General features: G+C 40.8%; 17 protein-coding genes. 7 read left to right on the forward strand and 10 right to left on the reverse strand.

Features of this window, described 5'->3' with window-relative positions; translation table 11 throughout:
• Positions 1–348: 348 nt before the first annotated feature.
• From CLW00_RS06225 to CLW00_RS06240, 4 genes are all read right to left on the reverse strand, one after another.
• Entirely contained in the window at positions 349–1,398 is a 1,050-nt protein-coding gene (locus CLW00_RS06225) for a DUF4249 domain-containing protein (protein ID WP_106132801.1), read from the reverse strand.
• Positions 1,395–3,830, reverse strand: coding sequence for a TonB-dependent receptor (locus CLW00_RS06230; protein WP_106132802.1), 2,436 nt, complete (start codon positions 3,828–3,830; stop codon positions 1,395–1,397). Before CLW00_RS06230 ends, CLW00_RS06225 begins: the two co-directional genes overlap by 4 nt.
• 317 nt (positions 3,831–4,147) lie before the next feature.
• Positions 4,148–4,696 carry a hypothetical protein gene (locus CLW00_RS06235; protein ID WP_146131371.1) on the reverse strand — a complete coding sequence of 183 codons (549 nt, stop codon included), beginning with the start codon at positions 4,694–4,696 and terminating at the stop codon, positions 4,148–4,150.
• Between the two features lie 69 nt (positions 4,697–4,765).
• Entirely contained in the window at positions 4,766–5,341 is a 576-nt protein-coding gene (locus tag CLW00_RS06240; RefSeq protein WP_146131372.1) for a hypothetical protein, read from the reverse strand.
• A gap of 301 nt (positions 5,342–5,642) precedes the next feature.
• Between CLW00_RS06240 and CLW00_RS06245 the strand changes: the two genes are divergently transcribed.
• Entirely contained in the window at positions 5,643–8,300 is a 2,658-nt protein-coding gene (locus tag CLW00_RS06245; protein WP_106132805.1) for a DUF5686 and carboxypeptidase regulatory-like domain-containing protein, read from the forward strand.
• 654 nt (positions 8,301–8,954) lie between these two features.
• Here the strand turns inward: CLW00_RS06245 and CLW00_RS06250 are convergent.
• A complete protein-coding gene (locus tag CLW00_RS06250) occupies positions 8,955–9,425 on the reverse strand; it encodes a cytochrome C (RefSeq protein WP_106132806.1) in 471 nt (156 codons plus the stop codon).
• Position 9,426: 1 nt separating this feature from the next.
• Complete coding sequence (locus tag CLW00_RS06255) at positions 9,427–10,689, reverse strand: sulfite oxidase (RefSeq protein ID WP_211300158.1); 1,263 nt, start codon at positions 10,687–10,689, stop codon at positions 9,427–9,429.
• Positions 10,690–10,796: 107 nt separating this feature from the next.
• Here CLW00_RS06255 and CLW00_RS06260 point away from each other — a divergent pair, with 107 nt between their 5' ends.
• Both CLW00_RS06260 and CLW00_RS06265 read left to right on the forward strand, forming a co-directional pair.
• Positions 10,797–10,997: a hypothetical protein gene (locus CLW00_RS06260; protein ID WP_106132807.1), complete on the forward strand. Its 201-nt coding sequence runs from the start codon at positions 10,797–10,799 to the stop codon at positions 10,995–10,997.
• Between the two features lie 2 nt (positions 10,998–10,999).
• Positions 11,000–11,290, forward strand: coding sequence for a hypothetical protein (locus CLW00_RS06265; RefSeq protein ID WP_106132808.1), 291 nt, complete (start codon positions 11,000–11,002; stop codon positions 11,288–11,290).
• Positions 11,291–11,296: 6 nt separating this feature from the next.
• On the opposite strand, the gene CLW00_RS06270 is transcribed toward CLW00_RS06265, so the two are convergent.
• Positions 11,297–11,992 (reverse strand): ABC transporter ATP-binding protein, encoded by a 696-nt coding sequence (locus CLW00_RS06270; RefSeq protein WP_106132809.1) that lies wholly within the window; start codon positions 11,990–11,992, stop codon positions 11,297–11,299.
• Complete coding sequence (locus tag CLW00_RS06275) at positions 11,989–13,476, reverse strand: DUF5687 family protein (protein WP_106132810.1); 1,488 nt, start codon at positions 13,474–13,476, stop codon at positions 11,989–11,991. The genes CLW00_RS06270 and CLW00_RS06275 overlap by 4 nt, the downstream gene beginning before the upstream one ends.
• 93 nt (positions 13,477–13,569) lie before the next feature.
• On the opposite strand from CLW00_RS06275, the gene CLW00_RS06280 reads away from it, so the two are divergent.
• The 4 genes from CLW00_RS06280 (at position 13,570) to CLW00_RS06295 (ending at position 17,709) form a co-directional block, all read left to right on the forward strand.
• Positions 13,570–14,301: a nitroreductase family protein gene (locus CLW00_RS06280; protein WP_106132811.1), complete on the forward strand. Its 732-nt coding sequence runs from the start codon at positions 13,570–13,572 to the stop codon at positions 14,299–14,301.
• A gap of 675 nt (positions 14,302–14,976) precedes the next feature.
• Entirely contained in the window at positions 14,977–15,351 is a 375-nt protein-coding gene (locus tag CLW00_RS06285; protein ID WP_106132812.1) for a BlaI/MecI/CopY family transcriptional regulator, read from the forward strand.
• The gene (locus CLW00_RS06290) at positions 15,348–16,592 is read left to right on the forward strand and encodes a TonB family protein (RefSeq protein WP_106132813.1); all 1,245 of its coding nucleotides are present in this window, start codon (positions 15,348–15,350) and stop codon (positions 16,590–16,592) included. Before CLW00_RS06285 ends, CLW00_RS06290 begins: the two co-directional genes overlap by 4 nt.
• 127 nt (positions 16,593–16,719) lie before the next feature.
• Complete coding sequence (locus tag CLW00_RS06295) at positions 16,720–17,709, forward strand: sugar phosphate isomerase/epimerase family protein (protein WP_106132814.1); 990 nt, start codon at positions 16,720–16,722, stop codon at positions 17,707–17,709.
• A 129-nt stretch (positions 17,710–17,838) separates the two neighbouring features.
• Here CLW00_RS06295 and CLW00_RS06300 read toward each other — a convergent pair whose 3' ends face one another.
• Complete coding sequence (locus CLW00_RS06300; protein WP_106132815.1) at positions 17,839–18,792, reverse strand: phytanoyl-CoA dioxygenase family protein; 954 nt, start codon at positions 18,790–18,792, stop codon at positions 17,839–17,841.
• Between the two features lie 632 nt (positions 18,793–19,424).
• Entirely contained in the window at positions 19,425–20,375 is a 951-nt protein-coding gene (locus CLW00_RS06305; RefSeq protein WP_245917185.1) for an EamA family transporter, read from the reverse strand.
• Between the last annotated feature and the right edge of the window lie 562 nt (positions 20,376–20,937).

Consider the following 20,937-nt stretch of genomic DNA (forward strand, 5'->3'; position numbering starts at 1 on the left):
CGAAAAGAGTCAAGTAATATCAGGATCCGACAATAGACAGTATTCATATTTTTAGCTAAATCTATGAAGTATAGTTCATTTTTTTAGCTAAAATTACGAGTTAGACTACATCGAAGAAGTAGACGGAAAGCTCCAATCCTATTCAAGCCATAGGCTTTATTACCAATAATCCGAAGCCACAGGCTCCGGATAACGTTCCCCAATTCAAGCAAAAGACCATAAAGTTGTCCGAAGGTTCCGCCTTCGGACTACTGATAAAGGAGTTTCAAGCTCCAATTCTATTTAAGCCAAAGGCTTTATACCATCAATCCGAAGCCACAGGCTCCGGATAATCTTCCCCTTCAATCCTCAATCAAACCTCCACCATTCTGGAGTCACCGTATTCCATCTTCTCCCCATTGCCTTTTCTTCACAATCAAAACAAAGAGCAGGAGGATTTGCAGCATTGGTACAGGGATTGGGTATAAAAAAAGGCACATCAGCACTGGTAGTGAAAACCCTTGAAATGGAAACCTTGGCCACTTCAAAATATCCCAAAACCCTGTCATCGGGATCTGAAAAATTTCTAATATTGCTCTGAATAGGTGCAGGGGGAATATCAAATAAAGAACCCTGATTGTTCAGTACCTGCTTTACCCTATTCCAATACTCAAATGTCTCCCTACTGACACTCAACTGACGTACTGTGACAAAAAATGGATACAAAAACGAATCATCCACCAATCTGCTACCCAAGTTCAAACTGAAATTTCTGGATCCTGTGCCAGCAGAAGTAAGCAATGGAAGGGTACTTGGATCAATATCATCATAAATAAAACAATTCGGAGGGGGTGGTTCAAATGGACCTCCCCCCCATAAACGCACCCAGAGGAAAGTTTCCTCCAAGGTCCAGCGGAGGTAAACGTCTTCTTCGGACTCTGGCAAGGTCACATCAGCATCAACCGAAAGGAAAGGTCTGGTTCTCATACCTTCGCTTTCTGAAAAAAAGGAATAATTTATATTCTGTTGGGCACTTTGCTTTGGCAATTCCTGAAATTCCGATTCATAGATTTGCTCTCCAGATGCAACCCTAAGGGCATATCTTTCTCCCTCCCTAGCCCGAAAATCCCGCAGTTCATACCTCCCATCTTCTACATGCATATAAATATGTGAACTTCCACTTTCTTCCAATAAAACAACCGTTGCATTTGTTTCTCCTCTCGGCAACAAACCAAATAGATCTGTACGTCCCACATCAACACTATGTACACCAAATTCATCCGTAAGTAAGCCATATATTACGAGTTGGCCTTCTTCGGTGACAGTTCCAAAATCAAGCGTATCTATACATCCACTTGGGATCAATCCAAATACCAGGAAAACCATAGCGCTCATTATATAGGTGTATAACTTTTTCATTTGCTGAAATTGACTGAGTAGGTGATGGATGGAAATACGGCACCAAGAATAGAAATCTGATAAGGCCTCAGCCTCCTTGACATTCCTTCCCGCTGGTAGAAAACAGAGTAGGCATTCCTCCTACCAAGCAAGTTATAAATAGAGAAGTTGAATTTATCATCCCAAGTGCGCACGATACCATTGGTCAGGTAACTCAGGTCTATCCTGAAATAATTGGGAATACGGAACTGATTCCTATCCCCAAAATCAGGAATAAAAATCCCCCCTACGACATAATTTGCACTAGGTGCAGTGACAGGTCTTCCTGTTGAATAGTTGGCGTGCATATTCAAGAATCTTGACTTTCCCAAATGAAGATTTGCCACCAAAGACACAATATGAGGTCGGTCAAAATTGGTCGGAAACCAATTGCCTCGATTGACCTGAATTTCTTGGAACTCAGATACTGTCCTGATCAATGACCTGCTGTACGTGTAAGCCAACCAACCTGTGAGCGCTCCTCTATTCCTCTGGATCATCAATTCACCTCCAAATGCCTTCCCTTCTCCTTGGATCAATTCTGTCTCCAAGCCTCTATTGAGAAAAAGGTCGGCAAAATCCCTATACTCTAACTGATTATCTGTCATCCTGTAGAATCCTTCTATAGAAGTAGACCATTCATCTTCGTCGAAATTCCTGAAAAAGCCCAATGAGAAATTGTGGGAACGCTGGGGCAAAATATAATTGGTACTCAACTGCCAAAGGTCAATAGGTGTAGGTCCAGTGGCATTGGAAACGGTCTGTAAATATTGATACATCTTTGAGTAACCACCTTTGATAGAATTGGCCTCATCAATACTCCAGCGAAAGGATACCCTTGGTTCAAAACCTCCATACCTCAGTATCTCACCCGAACCGAAGATTTCTTCTCCTGTACGTGTCAGGCCACTGATTGGCAATCCCTGCTCGTAGGTAAAAACAGTATCCGGCCCAAGTTGCATATAGGTGGAATACCGCAAACCGGCTGTCAATGCAAAATTTTCGTGGGGATTCCATTCTCCTGATACAAAAGGAGCCAATTCCATTCCCCTCTGTTTGCTGACCTGTTCAGGAATAATGCCAGAACCTCCACTTAAAGGAGACAAGGTTTCTGGTCGCATTTGGTATTGAATTCCTTCTCCTCCAAAAGTCAGTTCAAAATTATCTTTAGTCCAAAGTCCGGATATTTTTCCCTGCAAATAATAAAGTCCATTATCAACTTGAAAAGCATCTTCCTGAGAGGGCTCGAAAAAACCGTTGTTAAAAGACCCATATGCCAAAAGGCCAACCAAGGAGAAATTATCTGTAATCAGATTTTTGGAAGTCAATGAGGTGACAAAGTTGTTCCACTCAAATCCAAACTGATTGGAAAACTGGAAAAAATCTCCTGTGTTCAATACATTCAGATCTAGGGTATTTTTCTCAGAAAACTTATGACTGAGACCTAGATAAATATCATGGAAACGGATATTGCTGTTTCTAACATCATATTGATCAACGGTGTTGAGCATCCAATTGGCATTGGAACGTCGGATACCTGCTATCATACTTGTTTTGTCAGGATTTAGTGGGCCCTCCACCATGATCTTGCTGGTGGCCGTCCCGAAAGAAAGACCATAATTCCATTCTTCAAAATCACCCTTTCTCATTTCAATGTTCAAGGCCGCTGCACTTCTGCCACCAAAATAACTGGGCACAGCACCTTTATATAAGGAGAAGTTTTGTAAGACGTCCCCATTGAATGCACTGAGAAATCCCAACGCATGGTTGTTGCTCAGGACAATCGCCTCATTCATCATGATAAGATTTTGGTCGGCCTGACCACCACGGATATTCAAACCCGGTGATCCTTCTCCCACTGAGTTCACACCTGGCATGGCTTGCAGCACATTGAACACATCGGGTTCACCCATCATAGCAGGTACCAATTTGATCTCTTCAATACTCATCCTAGTCAGACCGGTGATTGCACTTCGTACATTTCTATCCCGCTCTTCAGCCATCACTGTAAAAACATCGAGTTGGAAATTCAAGTCATTCAGTTCTACATTTATAACTCCGTTACCATACATTTCTATAATATAGTAGTCTGCAGTTTTGGCAAATTTCCGAAATACAATTCTATGCCTTCCCGAGTCCAAAGGGACAACATATTGACCGCTAATGTCAGAATTAACACCCGTAAAAAATCCATCGATATGCACTGACACTCCTGAAAGCGGAGTACCCGTTTCTTTTTCCTTTATGGTTCCGGTCAAAAAGTAACGTCCTTGTTTTTCTCCTTCTTCTGCCTGAAACCTGATTTCTTTAAATTCATTTTGTGCAAGAGCCTGATTAGTAAAGCATAAAAAGAAAATTGTACAGCAAAAAAGTATACTAATTATCCTAAGAAAAATTTTATAGAAGTATTGCATATAAACTTTAACACAATCAATTAAACCCTAAGTTATAAAAATGAAATTTAGATTCTAATAATCACCGGCGATTATTTTTATGGGGTAAATATTGATGCAGATTTTTTTATTAAAAAAACAAGGAAGCTTAAAATTTGAAAATCATTACTGATCAGTGGTTATTAAAAAATTAGGCCTCATTAAATACCACCAACAATTCTATAAGGTAAGTATTTTGGGTTTTCAGTAATTTAAATTTAGAAAATAAAGAATGTGAAATTCAGTTTTGTCAATTCTCATAAATTGCAAACTTCGAGAAGCTACATTCCTTCATTATTTCAAGAAACAATCATCCGTTCCTCCACCAAATCTCTTTTTATTCCTTTTAGCAATCGTTTAGCTGTTCCTTTTCTAATAATATTTCCTGGATTATGATACCCATACCCAGACCAAATGTGCGTACCCGTTTGGATATCGATAAGGTATACTTGAAATATCCTTCTAATGACCTCTCCTCTTGGCTCATTGATTTTCATATTGATCAACAATACATAATCTACCTCAACAGCTTTGGTTTTCTCCTGAAAATCATTGAAAGTGTACTCATTATGATTTTCAAAAACCTTCCTGAAATCATGAGAGACTAGAGGAAGAAAAATGTCCCAGCCAACATCGTTTAAGTGATTTCTGAAGCGTTCGTATTCAAGATTATTGAATTTATCTTTTACGGCTTTGTCATAAGTATCTTCGTTCCATCCTGAAATTTCACCTTGATATTCGGTGAATACCAACATCATGTTGTCAATAGGTTTTTCAGGTTGATGGACAATTTTAGAACTGACTGCCCTTCTCCAATTATTGCAACTGCTGAAAAGCAAAGACATCATACAAACAGAAATTAAAAAAAAGACGCGGTTTTTAAGCATAGCAGTTTGGCTTTTTTTGGTGTTTCGGGCTTACATCAACATCCCATCCGATTTCAAGTCCCTTTTGATACGGTTGCTTAACCTTTGGGCAGCAGGCCTTCTGATAATATTTCCCTGATTATAATACCCAAATCCAGTCCATAATGGCTGCTCAATTCCCTTATCAAACAGGTATACTTGAAAGTTTTGTTGGGAAAACTCTCCCCTATCCATGTTATTCCGCATAGAAATGATCAATAAGTGTTGAAAATCAGAGTCATTGATAACCGTATTGAATTCTTCAAAAGAGTAATCCTGATGTACTTCAAAAAAATCCTTGCTATCAAAAGTTTTTACTGCATCAAATGTATACCTAGTAGCTGATGCAAGGTGGTCTCTGAACCTTCTATGTTCCAGATTATTGAATTTGCCTCGAATACTTTTATTATAAAACTCCTCATCCAATTGAAGAATCTCATTGTCGGTTTCCACAAAGAGAATTAAAAAACCTTCAAGTGGTTTTTCCAAGTCGCCTGATTTTTTGGTATGGACAGCACGGTTGAAATTGGTGCAGCTATTGAATACCAACAACATTACGAAGAACAATAGCGGATGGATAACTTTCATAAGTAGGATTGATTTGACCGTACCTATGCACACGGATAACTAAAAAATAGGTTTGGAATAGAATTCTATTTTTACAGTATTTTTAAAATTTTGATTTGAAAATTTCCAATCTAACAAAATTAAACCTATTTAACAATTGTATTTAAAAGCACCTGCACATCAGCATTTTAGATGGATTTCCAAAACATGTTTTTAAAAAAATCCTTAATACTGATTCAAAAGTTAAACTTCGCAAAAAAACTTAGTCAACATATTCACGTTCGAAGGAAAAGTAGTATTTTTCCACCTCTTTATCAACGCTATGACTAGACCAACAAGCGCAATTAAGTTTGCAATTCCACTTTTAATTTTTACACTACTTTTACCTCTTAGTACTCTTGCACAAGGGATTAAGGGAAAAATAACAAATAAAGAAGGTGAAGCATTGCCTTTTGCTTCTATCTACATTCGAAACACAGGAGACGGTGTTCCAGCTAACCAAAACGGTGATTATGAAATAAGACTAAAATCCGGTTATTATGATGTGGTCGCACAGTATTTAGGCTATGCTACCCAAGTCGGTACTATCGAGGTGAAAGACAATTGGGCCACTTTAGATTTCCAGCTGGAGGAACAAACCTATGCCCTTCAGGAAGTCACAGTAAAGACAGGACAGGAAGACCCGGCCCTGACCATTATGAGGAAAGCGATTTCCAAAGCCAAATTCCACAGACTTCAGGTGCAGGAATACAGCATGATGGTCTACCTCAAAGGGACTGGTAAATTGACCAATGCCCCATTTTTCCTCAAAAAAGAAATAGAAAAAGACGGATTCAAACTGAATGAGGCTTATACCTCAGAATCAGTTTCCAAAATCCACTTCCAGCAACCCAATAAGGTAGAAGAAACAGTTATCAGCATCCGAACAAGCGGTGACAACAACCAAACCTCACCAGCTCCCTACATTGCCACCAGTTTTTACAATGCCAAAATCAATGAAGCGGTATCCCCTTTGGCTCCCTCAGCTTTCGCATATTATAAATTCAAATATGAGGGTTCTTTCGTAGAAAACGGGGTTATGATCAATAAAATCAGGGTCACCCCGAGGTCAAGGGGCGAGCGGGTATTTGAAGGACATATCTATATTATCGAAAACCTCTGGGCCATCCACAGTCTGGACTTGAAAACTTCTCTTTTGGGATTTCAGATAGAGGTGCAGCAAATCTATCAACCTGTAGCCGAAAACGTGTGGATGCCCTCCACCCATACCTACACTTTTGGAGGGAAGTTTTTTGGCTTTGCCGGAGAATTCAAATACCTAGCATCTACCCGTGATTATGACATCACCCTGAATCCCGATCTCATTGTCGAGACCACCATCATTGATGAAAAAATCGATGAGGTGCCAAAAGACATCAAGCTGGACAAAAGCCTCTCTACCATGGAGCAGATGGCACAGTCTGACAAGCTCACCAGAAAGGATTTCCGTAAAATGATCAATGAATACGAAAAGGAGGCTTTAAAAGAAAGGGAGGAAGAGGATGTTGTTTCCGAGAGAACTTACAAAGTAGATTCACTGGCAACCAAAAGAAGCCTGAGTTATTGGGACAGTATTCGGCCGGTCAAACTCACCGATGAAGAAGTCAGGGGCTACACTCGGGATGATAGTTTGGCGGTCATAGAAGCTGCAAAAGAATCCAAGGTAGATTCCGTAGCCAGAAAAGCCAGAAGAAAATTCCAGCCCCTTGATATAGTCACAGGAGGAGGATACAATTTTGGAAAAGGCAGAAGACTAGCCTTCCGCAATAACCTGACGAAGTTTTCTTTTAACACCGTAGAAGGCTACAAAGTGGGCTTAGGTGCTTACTACAGGATCTCCAGTTCAGAAAAAATGGCTGATTCGGTAAGCCAGCACACACGGTCGCTTACCATAAGTCCGGAATTTAGGTATGGATTTGCGAGCAAACAAGCTTATGGCACCTTGGATATCCGAAGGGCCATTACCAAAGAAGAAATGGGGCTGACTTTTGGCGCGGCAGGTGGTTCTTATATTTACCAGTTTAATGCTGACAACCCGATTCAGGAACAGGTAAATGCTCTTTATTCCATATTGCTTAGACAGAATTACATGAAACTCTATGAGCAGGATTTTGCCAAAGCTTACCTCTATCACCGTGTGAATGATAAGTTGACTTACAGGTCCACCTTCAGCTATGCCAACAGGCGGGAGCTTTTCAACAATTCTGACTTTAGCCTATACAACAGACCTGAAAGGGTCTATACTCCAAACAGACCTGAAAATGTAGAAGCCACTGATGCAAATTTTGAAAACAGCCAAGCCCTCATTTTCGAAGGTTCGCTGGAATGGCGTCCGGGGATGAAATACTACATCAGGAATGGGCGAAAAAGACCTATTTATGAATCAGCTCCTTTGGTGAATCTTAAGTACTCCAAGGCTTTTGGGGGTCTTCTCAATACACCGAATGCCGCCAATTTTGACATGGTAGAAGCGAATTTGGAACACTTTTTTAATTTTGGGGTGAGTGGCAAGTTGAATTTCAACTTAACAGCAGGTGCCTTTTTTAATAATTCCCAAGTGTACTTCATGGATTTCAAGCACTTTGGAGGCAACAGGACCATCTTTGCCAATATGGGTGTGGCTGACAACTTCAGGTTTTTGGATTACTACCAATACTCCACGCAAAGCCAATACGTCTCTGCCATAGTGCATTACCAATTCAGGAAATTTTTGCTTACCCAATTGCCGATGTTGAGATTTTCAGGGGTGAGAGAAAATATATTCTTCAACTACCTCAAAACAGCTGAGTCCCCGCATTACTGGGAAGTTGGCTATTCCCTGGACAACCTGTTCAGGATCTTCCGACTGGAAATGGGTGCAGGCTTTGAAAACAGCGCTTACCAAAGATCAGGCGTAAGGGTTGGGATTGCCAGCTTTATCAATATCAGTATGGGAGATTGAGATTAGAAAGGATGAGAGCCTGCCCCGAAGTATTTCGGGGGAGGAGGGATGAAGGATGAAAATTGTAGATTTTAGATTTTAGAATTTAGAATTGGGTTCGAGGTTGTTCAAGGGTTTAATTTAGGTGAAGAAAGGATGAAATTAATGACCCTGAAGTGCCTGTCCCGAAAATCGGGAGGTCAAGTATATATTAGCCCCGGGTTGCTACCCGGGGTAAATATGATCATAAACCTTCATTTTTTTTGTCCGAATAATGGTCAATTGTGTAAAATACTTTTCGCCAAAAACAGGGATATTTTTAAATTATTCCCCTTGGAATCTGTCCTAATTAGATTTCTCCTCCTTCGTCGTCGAAATGACAAAGAAAGGCCTTATTATACCCTCTTTTATCTGCGATTATCTGCGCCATCCGCGGGATAAAAATTTAATGTCTTTGCGTCCTTGCGGGAAACAATTTTTCTCCCGATTCGGGACAAGTCCTACGTGAAACCATACCGCGTGAAACCCCTCTCACAATTAGATTTCTCCTCCTTCGTCGTCGAAATGACAAAGGAAGGCCTTATTATACCCTCTTTTATCTGCGATTATCTGCGCCATCCGCGGGAAACAAAACCCTCCCGATTCTCGGGACAAGTTCTGCGTGAACCCAATCTCCTACTCCAAACTATACCACTCCACCTCAAGTGGCTTTCTTCTTCCTTTGGCCTCGGGAGCGAAATGAGTGGAAAGATAATCCACAATAGGGTCCTCATTAGAACCTAAATCCCAAAAACCCTGTGTCTCTTGCATCCATCTTATCACCTGAATCCAGCCCTCACGGGTGAACCTGTTTTGGGTCACCAACTTGGCTGAATGGCAATTGGTGCAATTGGCCAAGACCAACTGCAATCCCTCTCCCTGTACCAAACCTACCTCTTCGATTTTTTCGTCTGTCCACTCTTCGTCCACAACTTGTACTTCCACCGCTGGGACTTCTTCTTTGGAATCAGCAAACCAATTTGTAAGTATTTCCGGTTGAAACTGTACCATCACGATCAAGCCAATGGCGGACACAATCAAAAAAACCATCATCAAACCCAAGGCAGCAACAGCAGTCAATAACTTCCTGATATCATTTGATTGCATACTATATTACCTTTACCGCTATCCTGTGACATGCATTGTTGAGGTAGCCTTTTGGATTCCAACCTGGAACCACCATAGGCTGGCTACGTCCCTGATCGTCTGTAGCCATTGCCCAAACTTCATAATAACCTTTTTTAGGAAACTTGATATTGGCCTTGAAATGCTGCCAGGCAAACCTATTGACGGGAGCATCCAACTGACAGGCGTGCCAAGTCGTGCCAAAATCTATTGAATAAGCCACTTTACTGATCATCTCCTCTCCGGCCCAAGCATGCCCGCGGATATCCAGGTTTTTGCCAAAAGAAAACTCAGCTCCTGATTTAGGGTAAGTAATGATAGACTTCACTGGCATGGATTCGATGATCCGCATATTTTCATCTGGAGATCGTTCCCCTGGTTCAACAGGTTCTATAGGAACCCTATAAGAAGGAGATTCCATTTTGGAACCATCATGTATTTTATTTCTAATCGAAAGTCCATTGATCCACTTCCCTGAAGCTGAGGCAGGAAATCCTCCTGCTACCAACCGAAGTGGATAGCCATGGGCCATGGGAATATCTTTTCCATTCATCTGAAAGGCAATCAAAGTCTCATCTTGCTTGGCTTTGTCAATGGGGATTCCCCTTGATATGGACTCTTTTGAAGGATCTCCGCTGAGGTGGGCATCAGTGCCGTGATAGCCAACATACACTGCATCGTTATTGATCCCCACATCATCCAATAAATCTTTTACCCGGATACCAGTCCAAGTCGCACAGGAGACTGCACCCTGACCCCATTGGTTGCCTTCGGCAGGTGGGTAAAACTCACCTCTGCCATTGCCACCACATTCTAGCGTCAATTGGTAGGTATGGGTTTTGAATTTGCTTTTCAATTCCGCCAAGGTATATGTCTTCTCTTGGGAGACCGATTCTCCCTTGATAGTCAAGGTCCAATTGGAAGGATCAATCTTTTCCGGCAAAAGCCCATTGTTGCGTAAAAACATCTTTTCAGCAGGTGTGACTTTATCATCCAACAGATGAATGGGGGTCTCTACATTCCAAGGCCTATCATTCAAAACCTTGAGAGCAGGATCTTTCCCTAATGACTTCAAATTGTCCTGATCTTCCAAAAAAACAGGGAGATAACCCTTAGGCATATTTTCCGCAAAAACAATTTCAGCACCTAAAACTGAAGCAAAAGATGCCAAACTTATTTTTTTTATAAATGATCTTCTTTCCTTTTTCACAAACTTTCTGATTATACCTGAAAAATAAGAACTCATATGACCTTATCCAAGACACCGGTGTAAATGATGTCTTCTCGCTTTTGAATAAAACAATATGATGGTAAGCCTGTTAGGTAATTACTAAACCATAAAATATTTTAACCATGTCAGAATCAAAACAAAACATTCAATCTTGGCCGGATTTGGCCATTGGTCTTTATGAAAAACTTACTGGAAAAGGAGCTGTAATTTCCTATGAATTTGAAGACTTCAGTCTTGGAGTACCAAGGGAGGTGGGTTCCAATGATGTGACCACTTGGAAAATCAACGGAAAGCTAAAAATTTCAACATCTGAAAGTAAATAGCCATGAACCCTGTAGAGGTCATTTCTGATTTGCATATCGAAGGAGAAAATTTCCAAATAGATGTGTTAAGCAATAAGGAAGAAATTGCTGTCGCCATCAATGGTGCAAGTATTCCTAAAGTAGGTTTACCGCTGAAACAATTGTTTTCATTGGTGAAAAATCAGCCTTTCTCTACGAACCAGACCATTTCGGTAGTCTACAACCAAAAAGAGATTTACCATTCCGGTAAATCTCTTTTCTCTAGGTACAATTACTTATTTCTGTTAAGGACTTTTTTCAAAAACCTCTTTTAAGCTGCATCAAGTGCCAAAGTAGGTGTTGAGTTCATCTACCATCAATTCTTTTTCTTTGATATCCTTGATCACAAGACCTTTTTCCAAAAGTACAATCCTTTCGCAGATTTCGGTAACGTGGTTGAGGTCATGGCTGGAAATCAAAAACGTGATTTGGGAATTTTCTTTCTCACTCAAAATCAGTTTTTTCAACCTGTTTTGCGAACTAGGGTCCAGGTTTTCAAATGGTTCATCCAGCAAGACCACTTCAGGATTTCCCATTAAGGCTGCCGCAATACCCACTTTTTTCAAATTTCCCTTTGACAGGTCACGGATATACTTCTTTTTTCCCAAAATCTCATCATTAAAAAGCTCATGAAACTTTTCCAGGTGCATGACCATATCCGCATCAGACATCCTGTACATTTTGCGAAGCGCTTCAAAATATTCATCCGGGGTAAGGTATGACAACAACATATGCTCATCCAAGTAAGCACCTACTTTCCACTTCCAATCTTCAGACTGACTGACAACTTCCTGATCGATCATGACCTGACCTTCTGTGGTACGGACCAAATCGAGGATAATCCTGAAAAGAGTCGTTTTACCTGCACCATTGTTTCCGACTAAACCGAAACATTCAGCCTTAGGGATAAAAAGGTTGGGCACATCCAGTACCACTACTTCCTTATACTTTTTTTTGAGTCCTTCTATTGTGATCATATTTCTTGTCTGAATGATGATGAAATTTCATATCTATTGTCAAGTACACGCTGTACCGCTAATCTCGAGAGTGGTTTGAAGGCGATAATGCCTGCCATACCCACGATAGCCAGAGCTGAAAGCCCAATGTATTGGTTGAAAAACAAGGCAAAAGGCAGGTATACCACATATGGAGCAATCAGCATTGGGATAATCATCAGAAATTGGGCAATCCCCACACCTTCGTAATTGAACATGGCGCCTTTGTTGAGATCCATTGGCTTTGGCTTCCAAAGCGAAAGGTATATGACCATGTGTATCACTACTCCCATATTGAAAAGAAAAGTAGCCAAATGAATCAAAAGGATATCCCATCCAAAATATACGTACGGGATTGAAAGAAGCAGACAGAGTATTGAAACTACTATGAAAAGTAAGTATTTACCCTTGATCAAAGCTTCCACACCATCTCTTTTCTGTAAGAAAAAATCAAAATTGGCAGAATTCCAACTCAAAAAAAGCTGACCATATTGCAGCATGAAAATCCCTGTAATGAATGAGCCTACAAAAACAAACAGGTGGCTGAAACCTTCTTCTGAGGCATATTGTGGGTTATTATAAAATATCAAACCGTATAATAAGAAAAAGCCTGCAAGCATCAAGTATGTCCTCGGTTTCTTATGTCTGATGATCAACTTCCACTCCAAATTGGCAAACTCCCCTGCCAAGCCAAACCGTGATAAAAAACCAAGTTCTTGATTGACAAAACGGATATTTTCCTCCTGTGACAAGTCCTCTAAATAAGCATTGTTCTTATAATATACATATGCCATTTGGTACATGGCTACAAAAACCCCCAACAACAAAAGTACTGGAATCGGTGAAGTCAATGACCAATCAAAAACAGGTTTAATGATCTCCCCGAGGTTGTACCATCCGAGGTAAGTGGAACCTGCACCCAACAAAAGCACTAGAAAAACTATACCTATCCCCGTCAAGCTATCTTCAAATTTTTGCTTGAACCACAGCATCAACCAATGTAAAGACCAACTCGTCAGAACCACTGCAGCAATCCATGAAATGGCCGCCACATCTCCAAACTTTGGCAGGATTTCTCTGTAGGCAAAAGGTCCAAAAAGCAATGGTGCTATCAAGGTCAGAGGCGAAATGAATGACCGTCCCAAAAGAAAATGAATGATATTGCTTTTTTTGATAGGCAGGTGTAAAAAACGCTCTAACTCCATCACAGGCAGTTGTTGGGTAAAATACCTGTACATAAATTCAAAAAGGAAAAAGTATACCAGACCTGCACTAAGTGTGGTATAAGCATCTGAACTTTCCATTACTTTTTCCAAGACATCTTTCAAGACAATTCCCAACAGCAGGACATAAGCCAACAAGACAACTGCTAAAAAGGCCAAAAATATTGCCACCAATGCAGACTTTGCAAAGGATGTCGATCGCATACTTTTAAGTATTTCTAATCTGATGAGCTGCAAAACCATATTTAGGAGTTTAAAATAGAATTCGTGAAATTTCAGGCTGAATTTAAGAAAAGCAAATTAAAGCTTAAGGATTAAGTTAATTATTTTGACCAAATGACTGATTTTATACAGCAAACAGAATTTTCTGAGATCATTAAGACTAGACGATCGGTAAGAGTTTTTGACCAAAAGGAAAAGTTTAACCATCAAACTGTGCAGGAATGCCTCGAACTGGCCACATTGGCTCCAAATAGCTCAAATCTTCAACTTTGGGAATTTTATAGGGTGCCAGAAACTTCATCTCTCAAAACTCCCTTAGCTGAATTGTGCATGAAGCAGAGTGCGGCGAGAACAGCCAGGGAATTAGTGGTGATTGTGGCCCGGAGGGATAATTGGAAAAAGAGGGCAAAATCCAACTATGAAAATGTCAAAAAAGCCTACAAAGGAAAAAGTGGTAAGAAAGAAAAGCAAGTACTCTCCTATTATGGCAAATTGATTCCAAGGCTATATTCCAAATTTCCGCTTTGGTCACTGGGAAAGAGACTGATCGCTTGGTCGGTAGGGTTGAAAAGACCTATGGTGAGGGAAGTCTCAGAAACAGATGTGCGCATTTCAGTTCACAAAAGCGTTGCTTTGGCTGCCATGACATTCATGTATGCCTTGAAATCCAGGGGCTATGACACCTGTCCTTTAGAAGGCTTTGATTCCAAAAGAGTGAAGAAGCTTTTGGAATTACCAGACTCCGCTGAGATTTCTATGATCATTGCCTGTGGCAAAGGACTTCCTGAAGGGATTTATGGAGAGAGGTTCAGGGTGCCTAGTGAAGAGGTGATTTTTGAGAAATGAATGGTGGATATATGCTTCGCGATATAAAGTTGATATATGCCTACGGCGATATAAATCCCCAACATCAAATCTCATTTTCAGGTTTAAAATTAAGTCGGCCTCACCTTGTCATTTAGAACGTAGAGAGAAATCTTATTTTGATGGTAAAAATGGTGCGTTATCCGAAGGTTGTACCTTCGGATTCCTGAGTCAAGAGCTTAAAGCTCAAAAAATAAGAGTTAAAAACTCAGAATTAAGAAGCGATAAAAATAATGACCCTGAAATGCCTGTCCCGAAAATCGGGAGGTCAAACGTATATTAGCTCTGGGTAGCTACCCGGGGTTTAAAGTGTAAGCCAAGTATAAGTTTTTGGCGGAATAATGATCAATGGTGGAAAATACTTTCCGCCAAAAACAGAGATGGCATGCCATTGAAGATTGAGGTCACTGTTGAGTTTAATAAATAGTATATCGATTTCAGTTTACCAGCTTCACCACTTATACACCTCCTCCATTCATCACAAACCCAACTTTTAACAAAAAAAATTAACCTTTAACCTTTTTAACGGTTAACGACTTCATCATCAGTTACACAATTCATCAGTTAATCAATCACTTAACCAATAATTTACATTTTTTTCGTAGAATTACGAAAATTTCGTAGTATTATTAAATAATTAGTATTACTTTTATTGTCATGGAAGCATTGACACAAAACGAAGAACAATTGATGCAGGTATTTTGGAAATTGGAAAAGGCTTTGGTCAGGGATGTGCTGAACGAAATCCCGGAGCCAAAACCTCCTTATACCACGCTCGCATCCAACATCAAGCAACTGGAAAAGAAGGGCTATCTCAAACATAATACATATGGCAATATCCATGAGTATTACCCCGTAGTGACCCAAGAGGCCTACAGGAAAAAGAGCTTCAATAACCTGATCAAAAACTACTTTGATGGCTCCGTCCAAAACGTACTCTCTTTTATGGTAAAAGAGAAAGGGATTTCCGAAAAGGAAATGAAAGAACTTAAAAAGTTAATCGATGAGCACGATAACCCTGAAAAATCATGAGCCAGTTATTCAATTACCTATGGGAGGCGAGTTTAGCCTTGTTCCTACTTTACGGATTTTATAAAATATTTCTGTCAAGACTGACATTTTTCACCTGGAACAGGGCTTATTTATTAGGCGCTTTGGTTTTTGCAATGGTGTTGCCATTCTTAAGTTTCAGTACAAGCAATACAACAACACTCGTTCCTGAAATACTGACATATAGTCTACCGGAATTCCAGTTTTCCGGCAAGGAATCGGGTTCAGGTTCAATCGGTTTCCTTCATTTTTTATTGATCATATACCTTACTGGTTTTATATGGAAAATAAGCATGCTCCTAATCGGTTTGCTTGTGACATTTAAGCGAATTTACCAATCTGAAAAGATTGAGAAAAACGGTCTTTGTTTCGTCATCAATCCTGAATTTCAACCATCTTCATTTTTCCATTTTGTATTCCTCCCTCATTATGATGAGCAAGACGCTGAACAAAAACCTATTGTCTATCATGAAGCCGTGCATGTCAAAAAATTACATACACTTGATTTACTGGTCTTGCAGATTGCAAATGCCATCCTTTGGTCCCATCCCATATGGAGTTTTTATGAGGCCAATCTTAGGGAAGTCCACGAATTTGAGGCCGACCAGGAGGTGACCTCCACCTATTCCAAAACCGCTTATGCCAAATTGCTCCTAGGGCTTCTGATTACTGAAAGCAACGGACAATTGGTCAACAACTTTAACCATTTTCAAACCAAAAAAAGAATCAAAATGATGATGAATTCTAAAAAATCCAAAGCGATCCAAAAGTCCGTGTTTCTTTTGGCTATCCCCTTGATGGCAGCCTTGCTGCTGGTATTTGCCTGCGAAACTGAAAAAGAAGAAAGTTTCGCTGAAACATTGGAAATTCCCATGGAATTGGAAAAACAAAATGCCGCTTCTACAGAAATTTTTGACGTAGTCGAAGATTCCCCTGAATTCAAGGGTGGTTGGGAAGCTTGGAGCAAGTTTCTTTCCGAAAATCTTCACTATCCTGAGCAAGCCAAGAAGGCGGGAATCGAAGGAAAGGTATTTGTGGTATTTGAAATTCAGCCTGATGGAAGGGTCACCAACCCTGAAATTCTCCGCGGCATAGGTGGAGGTTGTGATGAAGAAGCGCTGCGTGTCATCCGTCAATCTCCTGATTGGATCCCAGGTAAGCAAAGAGGAAAGGAAGTAGCTGTAAGGATGAGAGTTCCTATTCGATTTAAGCTGAGTGAATAAAAGTATATTTAATGAACAAAAAAGAAGCAGGGCAATTCACCCTGCTTTTTGTGCATTTATGTAAATGGTTGGTTCTGCATGTTGGAAATGGGTATTTTGCTTTCGAAAAACCAATCAACCAAACACTATGAAAAACAAAACAGAGAGAAGAACTTTTATCCGCAACATCGGCCTGCTCAGTCTAGGTGCTGGCCTAAGCCCCATGATGCTTCAAGGTTGCGGTGGGACAGAAAGTGGGAGCAGTGAAAAAGAGGCAGAAACAAGCGCCGCAAATATGTTTTTTAAAATCTCCCTTGCCCAATGGTCATTGCACAAGATGCTTTTTGGTGGTGAACTTGACAACATGGATTTCGCAAAATTCACCAAGGACAACTTTGATATTCATGCCTTAGAATATGTCAATGCATTTTTCAAGGACAAAGCCAGAGATATGGACTATTTGGGGGAGATGAAAAAAAGAGTAGAAGACAATGGAATGGAGTCCGTGTTGATCATGGTAGATGGTGAGGGATTCTTAGGTGATCTGAACGAGCAAGCTAGAATGAAATCGGTAGACGACCATAAAAAATGGGTTGAAGCAGCTCAATTTTTAGGATGTCATTCTATCAGGGTAAATGCTTTTGGCCGTGGTACAGCAGAAGAAGTTGGTGCTGCAGCAACAGAAGGGTTGAGATCTCTTTCTGAATTTGCCAAACCTTTTGATATCAATGTTATTGTTGAAAATCACGGCAGCTACTCCTCCAATGGGCAATGGCTAAGCACAGTGATTCAAAATACCGGAATGGACAATTGCGGTACACTTCCTGATTTTGGCAATTTCTGTATCAAACGCTCAGGAGAGTCCGAGTGGGAGGGTGAATGTGTGGAAGAATACGACAGGTACCAAGGGGTTGAGGAAATGATGCCTTATGCCAAAGGAGTCAGTGCCAAGACAAACAATTTTGACGCGCAAGGTAATTGTGTGGAGACAGATTACAACAAAATGATGCAGATCGTCAAAGATGCTGGTTACACAGGGTATGTAGGTATTGAATATGAAGGAAATGAGCTTTCAGAAGTAGAAGGAATCAAGGCGACTAAGGCATTGCTGGAAAGAGTCGGGATGGAAATTTCTTGATTTTTTTCATGCCACAAGGACGCGAAGGCACTAAGATTAACACCAAGGAATTTGTGAAATCTTAGTGTCTTCCTTTCTTTGTGGCAATTTTAATTTTTCAAAAGGTACTTTGTGACTTTGTAACTAGTATCACCACCTTTCCAATCCCAAGAGTTTTTTACCCAATTCAGATAATTCCGCTCTATCATATTTGGTTTGTTCCCAATTTCTGGGGTCACCCGGAAAGGCATATCCAGAAGGGGCCACCCGGTTTTCCCAAGACTTGATTCGCCAATCTCTCAATTCCTCATTATCCTCCTCAGCAGGCATCATGGATATGTATTGTGCAATCCTGACTTTATCGGAACGGTTGGCACGTATGCCATGAGGCAACAGGCTGTTGAAAATCAAAAGATCACCTGCTTCCAACTTGACTTTGACAATGTCCTTTTCAAAGTCACTGATATCGGGCATAAACCTGTTTCTATCTTCAGGCTGGTTGAGTTTCCAGGTATCATAAGTGCGGTAAAGCTCGGGAATACACTGAAACCCACCCATATTTTCATCGGTTTGGTCTGCGAGGGCAAGTACTCCCTGAACATTTTGGGGTTTGGTTTCCGGATCATAATCCCAATGGATAAAGGCCTTGTATTCATATCCGGGACGGATGGGAAAATTAAGATTAGCCCGGTCAATGGTCACCCAAAGTTTTTCTGTCCCCCAGACATCCACAAAAGCATCATAGACTTTAGGCGCTTGCCTGTTGTTCCAGAGATGTTGGTTGTTATACACCTCCACCATTCCCGTACCCACCAATTCTTTCATCTCCATTTCATTGTAAGGATTCTTGTACCAAGTTTCAGGATTTTGAGGATCCTTGTCTTCAAATTCCCATAAAAAATCAGCGGTCTTGCTCACCTGTTCTTTCGGCACCGCATTCTTGACCACCACATATCCCTGATGAACCCAGAAGTCCCAGTCTTCCTCTGAGAGGATACGCAATGGTTTTCCATTAGAGCGGTCATTGAGTTTGGTTTTGCTGCTGGTGGCGGTGGATGGATTACCTGGTTTGTCTACGTGGTAGGGGTTGGGGTTCTTGTTCATGGCTATTAGGATTGAGAACATTAAGTTATTAAAAATCACATCAATATGCTAGCGAAGGAAAGATTCACGCAAAGATTACAAAGATGCTGAGGATCGCAGAGAATTTTATTTCACGCAAAGCTTGTCCCGAGAATCGGGAGACGCTATGAGGCAAAAAAAAGCGAAGCTTATCTGTGAATATCGGTGTTGATCAGTGGTTAATTTTTAAGAGGTCAGGCAAAAAGAGAAAACGGTTCACGAAAAGTTTACAAAGGTGCAAAGGAGACTCGCAAAGAAAATTGGTTCAAGCAAGGAAGCAAAGACTGTAAATTTTATCCCGCGGAATGCGCTGAGAAATGCAAACTTCAAGAGAGTCCAAAACTTTACCTTGTCATTTTGACGACGTAGGAGGAGAAATCTAATCAGTAAAGAGGATCAGGCACAATTATGGACAGAGGGAACCTTACACAGTTAATCAATTAATCTTTTATGTATATCCGCATTCATACCAGTAGAATCTAAATAATAGAAATAACCTGTGATTTCGAACCAATATCTATAAATATCCAATATCTATTAGTATCCGTTTGCCAATAACCCTCGTTTAATTGATTAGTGGCATGATTGCGGATAATCATATAATCTTTAAACGATTAATCATTTTTCAACTTCCAAAAGGCCCTCAATGCAGGAAGTTTTACAGTTCTCTTGGATAGGGTAAGCAGCGCAACTGTGATCACTACAAAAAATGTCCCCAACCAATCCATTCCGGTAAATGTCACTCCCAGCCAGGCTACTGCCACTAAGGCTGCGGACAGGGGTTCTACGGAACAAAGCAAACTGGCTGTCTGTGCGCCAATGATATTCAAGGAGGCTAGGAAAATAGAAAATGGAATAACTGTCCCCAAAATAATAATGTAGGCAAAAGCCAAATAAGTCCCCATATCCCAAGTGCCTGAAAGGTACCAAGGGTTGCTCACCATCAAGTAAATCATACCTCCGATAAACATTCCCCAACCAGTAACGGTCGGCGAAGAAAACCTTCTAAGCAACTGAACAGGTTGAATGGTGTAGACTGCTAAAGAAACTGCCGAAAGCAAGCCCCAGAACAAGGCTGCTTCTGATATCACCAAGGCATCAAAACTCCCATGGGTAACTAAAAGAAAAGTCCCGACCAGAGCCAATGCCAAAGCGATGTATTCATTGGGTTTGGGCAGGCGCCGTAACTTGATGGCATAAAATCCAACTACGAAAACAGGTCCCACATATTGAAGAACTGTAGCGGTGGCTGCATTGGAAAGGCTGATGCTGTAGAAATAGGTAAATTGTACAGCAACCATTCCAAGAGTGCTGAAAATCAAAATCTCGAATACATCCCTTCTTTTAAGCCAAATCCGCTTGGCATCTGATTTTTTTCTGAAGAGGGCAAAAAGCAATAGCAGGGTTCCTGCAATCACCATTCTCCAACAAACCAGCCAAGAGGGTGAAACTCCTTTTTCTTCAAACAAATATTGTGCACAGGTACCTGATACCCCCCACATAACAGCTGCCAATAGCGCCATTACATACCCCATTGCAAGGGGATTATTTTGATTTTGCATCATACGTTTTGCAAAGAAAAGCAAAAAAACTTCAAAGTTGCGAGGTCTTACAACTTGGGACAGGGTCATGTTGTCCCACGGTTGCGCCGTCGGACTTTTAGAGAAGCCGCATTTTGCGGCGATGGTCAAAACAAGCCACAGGCTATTTTATCAGAAATTCGAAGGCACAACCTCCGGATAACCTAGGCTGTTCGACGGTTGCGCCGTCGGACCTTTGGTGTAGTCGCATTTTGCGACGAATTAATATATCAAGCCAAAGGCTTACTTATCAGGAATCCGAAGGCACAGCCTCCGGATAACGTGGGTTGTCCGACGGTTGGGCCGTTGGACCTCTGGTATAGTCGCATTTTGCAACGAAATTATATGTCAAGCCTAAGGCTTAAATACCAAGGATCCAAAGGCACAGCCTCAGGATGGCGTAGGCTTTTGAGAATTCCTGAATATCCTCTACGACAGTAGATTTATTTCGAAGGTTTTACCTTTCACCATACTTTTTTTCACCCACCTATTGATTCAAAGGGAAATTCATCATGTAAAGTTTACAGGAAGGAAATTTATTTATTAC

The organism is Mongoliibacter ruber (assembly GCF_003003005.1).
GTDB lineage: Bacteria > Bacteroidota > Bacteroidia > Cytophagales > Cyclobacteriaceae > Mongoliibacter > Mongoliibacter ruber.

Coding starts and splice junctions, on each gene's coding strand:
- CLW00_RS06235 (WP_146131371.1), bottom strand. CDS start 4,696: ATGATGTCTTTGCTTTTCAGCAGTTGCAATAATTGGAGAAGGGCAGTC.
- CLW00_RS06265 (WP_106132808.1), top strand. CDS start 11,000: ATGAACCCTGTAGAGGTCATTTCTGATTTGCATATCGAAGGAGAAAAT.
- CLW00_RS06245 (WP_106132805.1), top strand. CDS start 5,643: ATGACTAGACCAACAAGCGCAATTAAGTTTGCAATTCCACTTTTAATT.
- CLW00_RS06305 (WP_245917185.1), bottom strand. CDS start 20,375: ATGATGCAAAATCAAAATAATCCCCTTGCAATGGGGTATGTAATGGCG.
- CLW00_RS06290 (WP_106132813.1), top strand. CDS start 15,348: ATGAGCCAGTTATTCAATTACCTATGGGAGGCGAGTTTAGCCTTGTTC.
- CLW00_RS06275 (WP_106132810.1), bottom strand. CDS start 13,476: ATGGTTTTGCAGCTCATCAGATTAGAAATACTTAAAAGTATGCGATCG.
- CLW00_RS06285 (WP_106132812.1), top strand. CDS start 14,977: ATGGAAGCATTGACACAAAACGAAGAACAATTGATGCAGGTATTTTGG.
- CLW00_RS06250 (WP_106132806.1), bottom strand. CDS start 9,425: ATGCAATCAAATGATATCAGGAAGTTATTGACTGCTGTTGCTGCCTTG.
- CLW00_RS06230 (WP_106132802.1), bottom strand. CDS start 3,830: ATGCAATACTTCTATAAAATTTTTCTTAGGATAATTAGTATACTTTTT.
- CLW00_RS06255 (WP_211300158.1), bottom strand. CDS start 10,689: ATGAGTTCTTATTTTTCAGGTATAATCAGAAAGTTTGTGAAAAAGGAA.
- CLW00_RS06280 (WP_106132811.1), top strand. CDS start 13,570: ATGACTGATTTTATACAGCAAACAGAATTTTCTGAGATCATTAAGACT.
- CLW00_RS06225 (WP_106132801.1), bottom strand. CDS start 1,398: ATGAAAAAGTTATACACCTATATAATGAGCGCTATGGTTTTCCTGGTA.
- CLW00_RS06260 (WP_106132807.1), top strand. CDS start 10,797: ATGTCAGAATCAAAACAAAACATTCAATCTTGGCCGGATTTGGCCATT.
- CLW00_RS06295 (WP_106132814.1), top strand. CDS start 16,720: ATGAAAAACAAAACAGAGAGAAGAACTTTTATCCGCAACATCGGCCTG.
- CLW00_RS06270 (WP_106132809.1), bottom strand. CDS start 11,992: ATGATCACAATAGAAGGACTCAAAAAAAAGTATAAGGAAGTAGTGGTA.
- CLW00_RS06240 (WP_146131372.1), bottom strand. CDS start 5,341: ATGAAAGTTATCCATCCGCTATTGTTCTTCGTAATGTTGTTGGTATTC.
- CLW00_RS06300 (WP_106132815.1), bottom strand. CDS start 18,792: ATGAACAAGAACCCCAACCCCTACCACGTAGACAAACCAGGTAATCCA.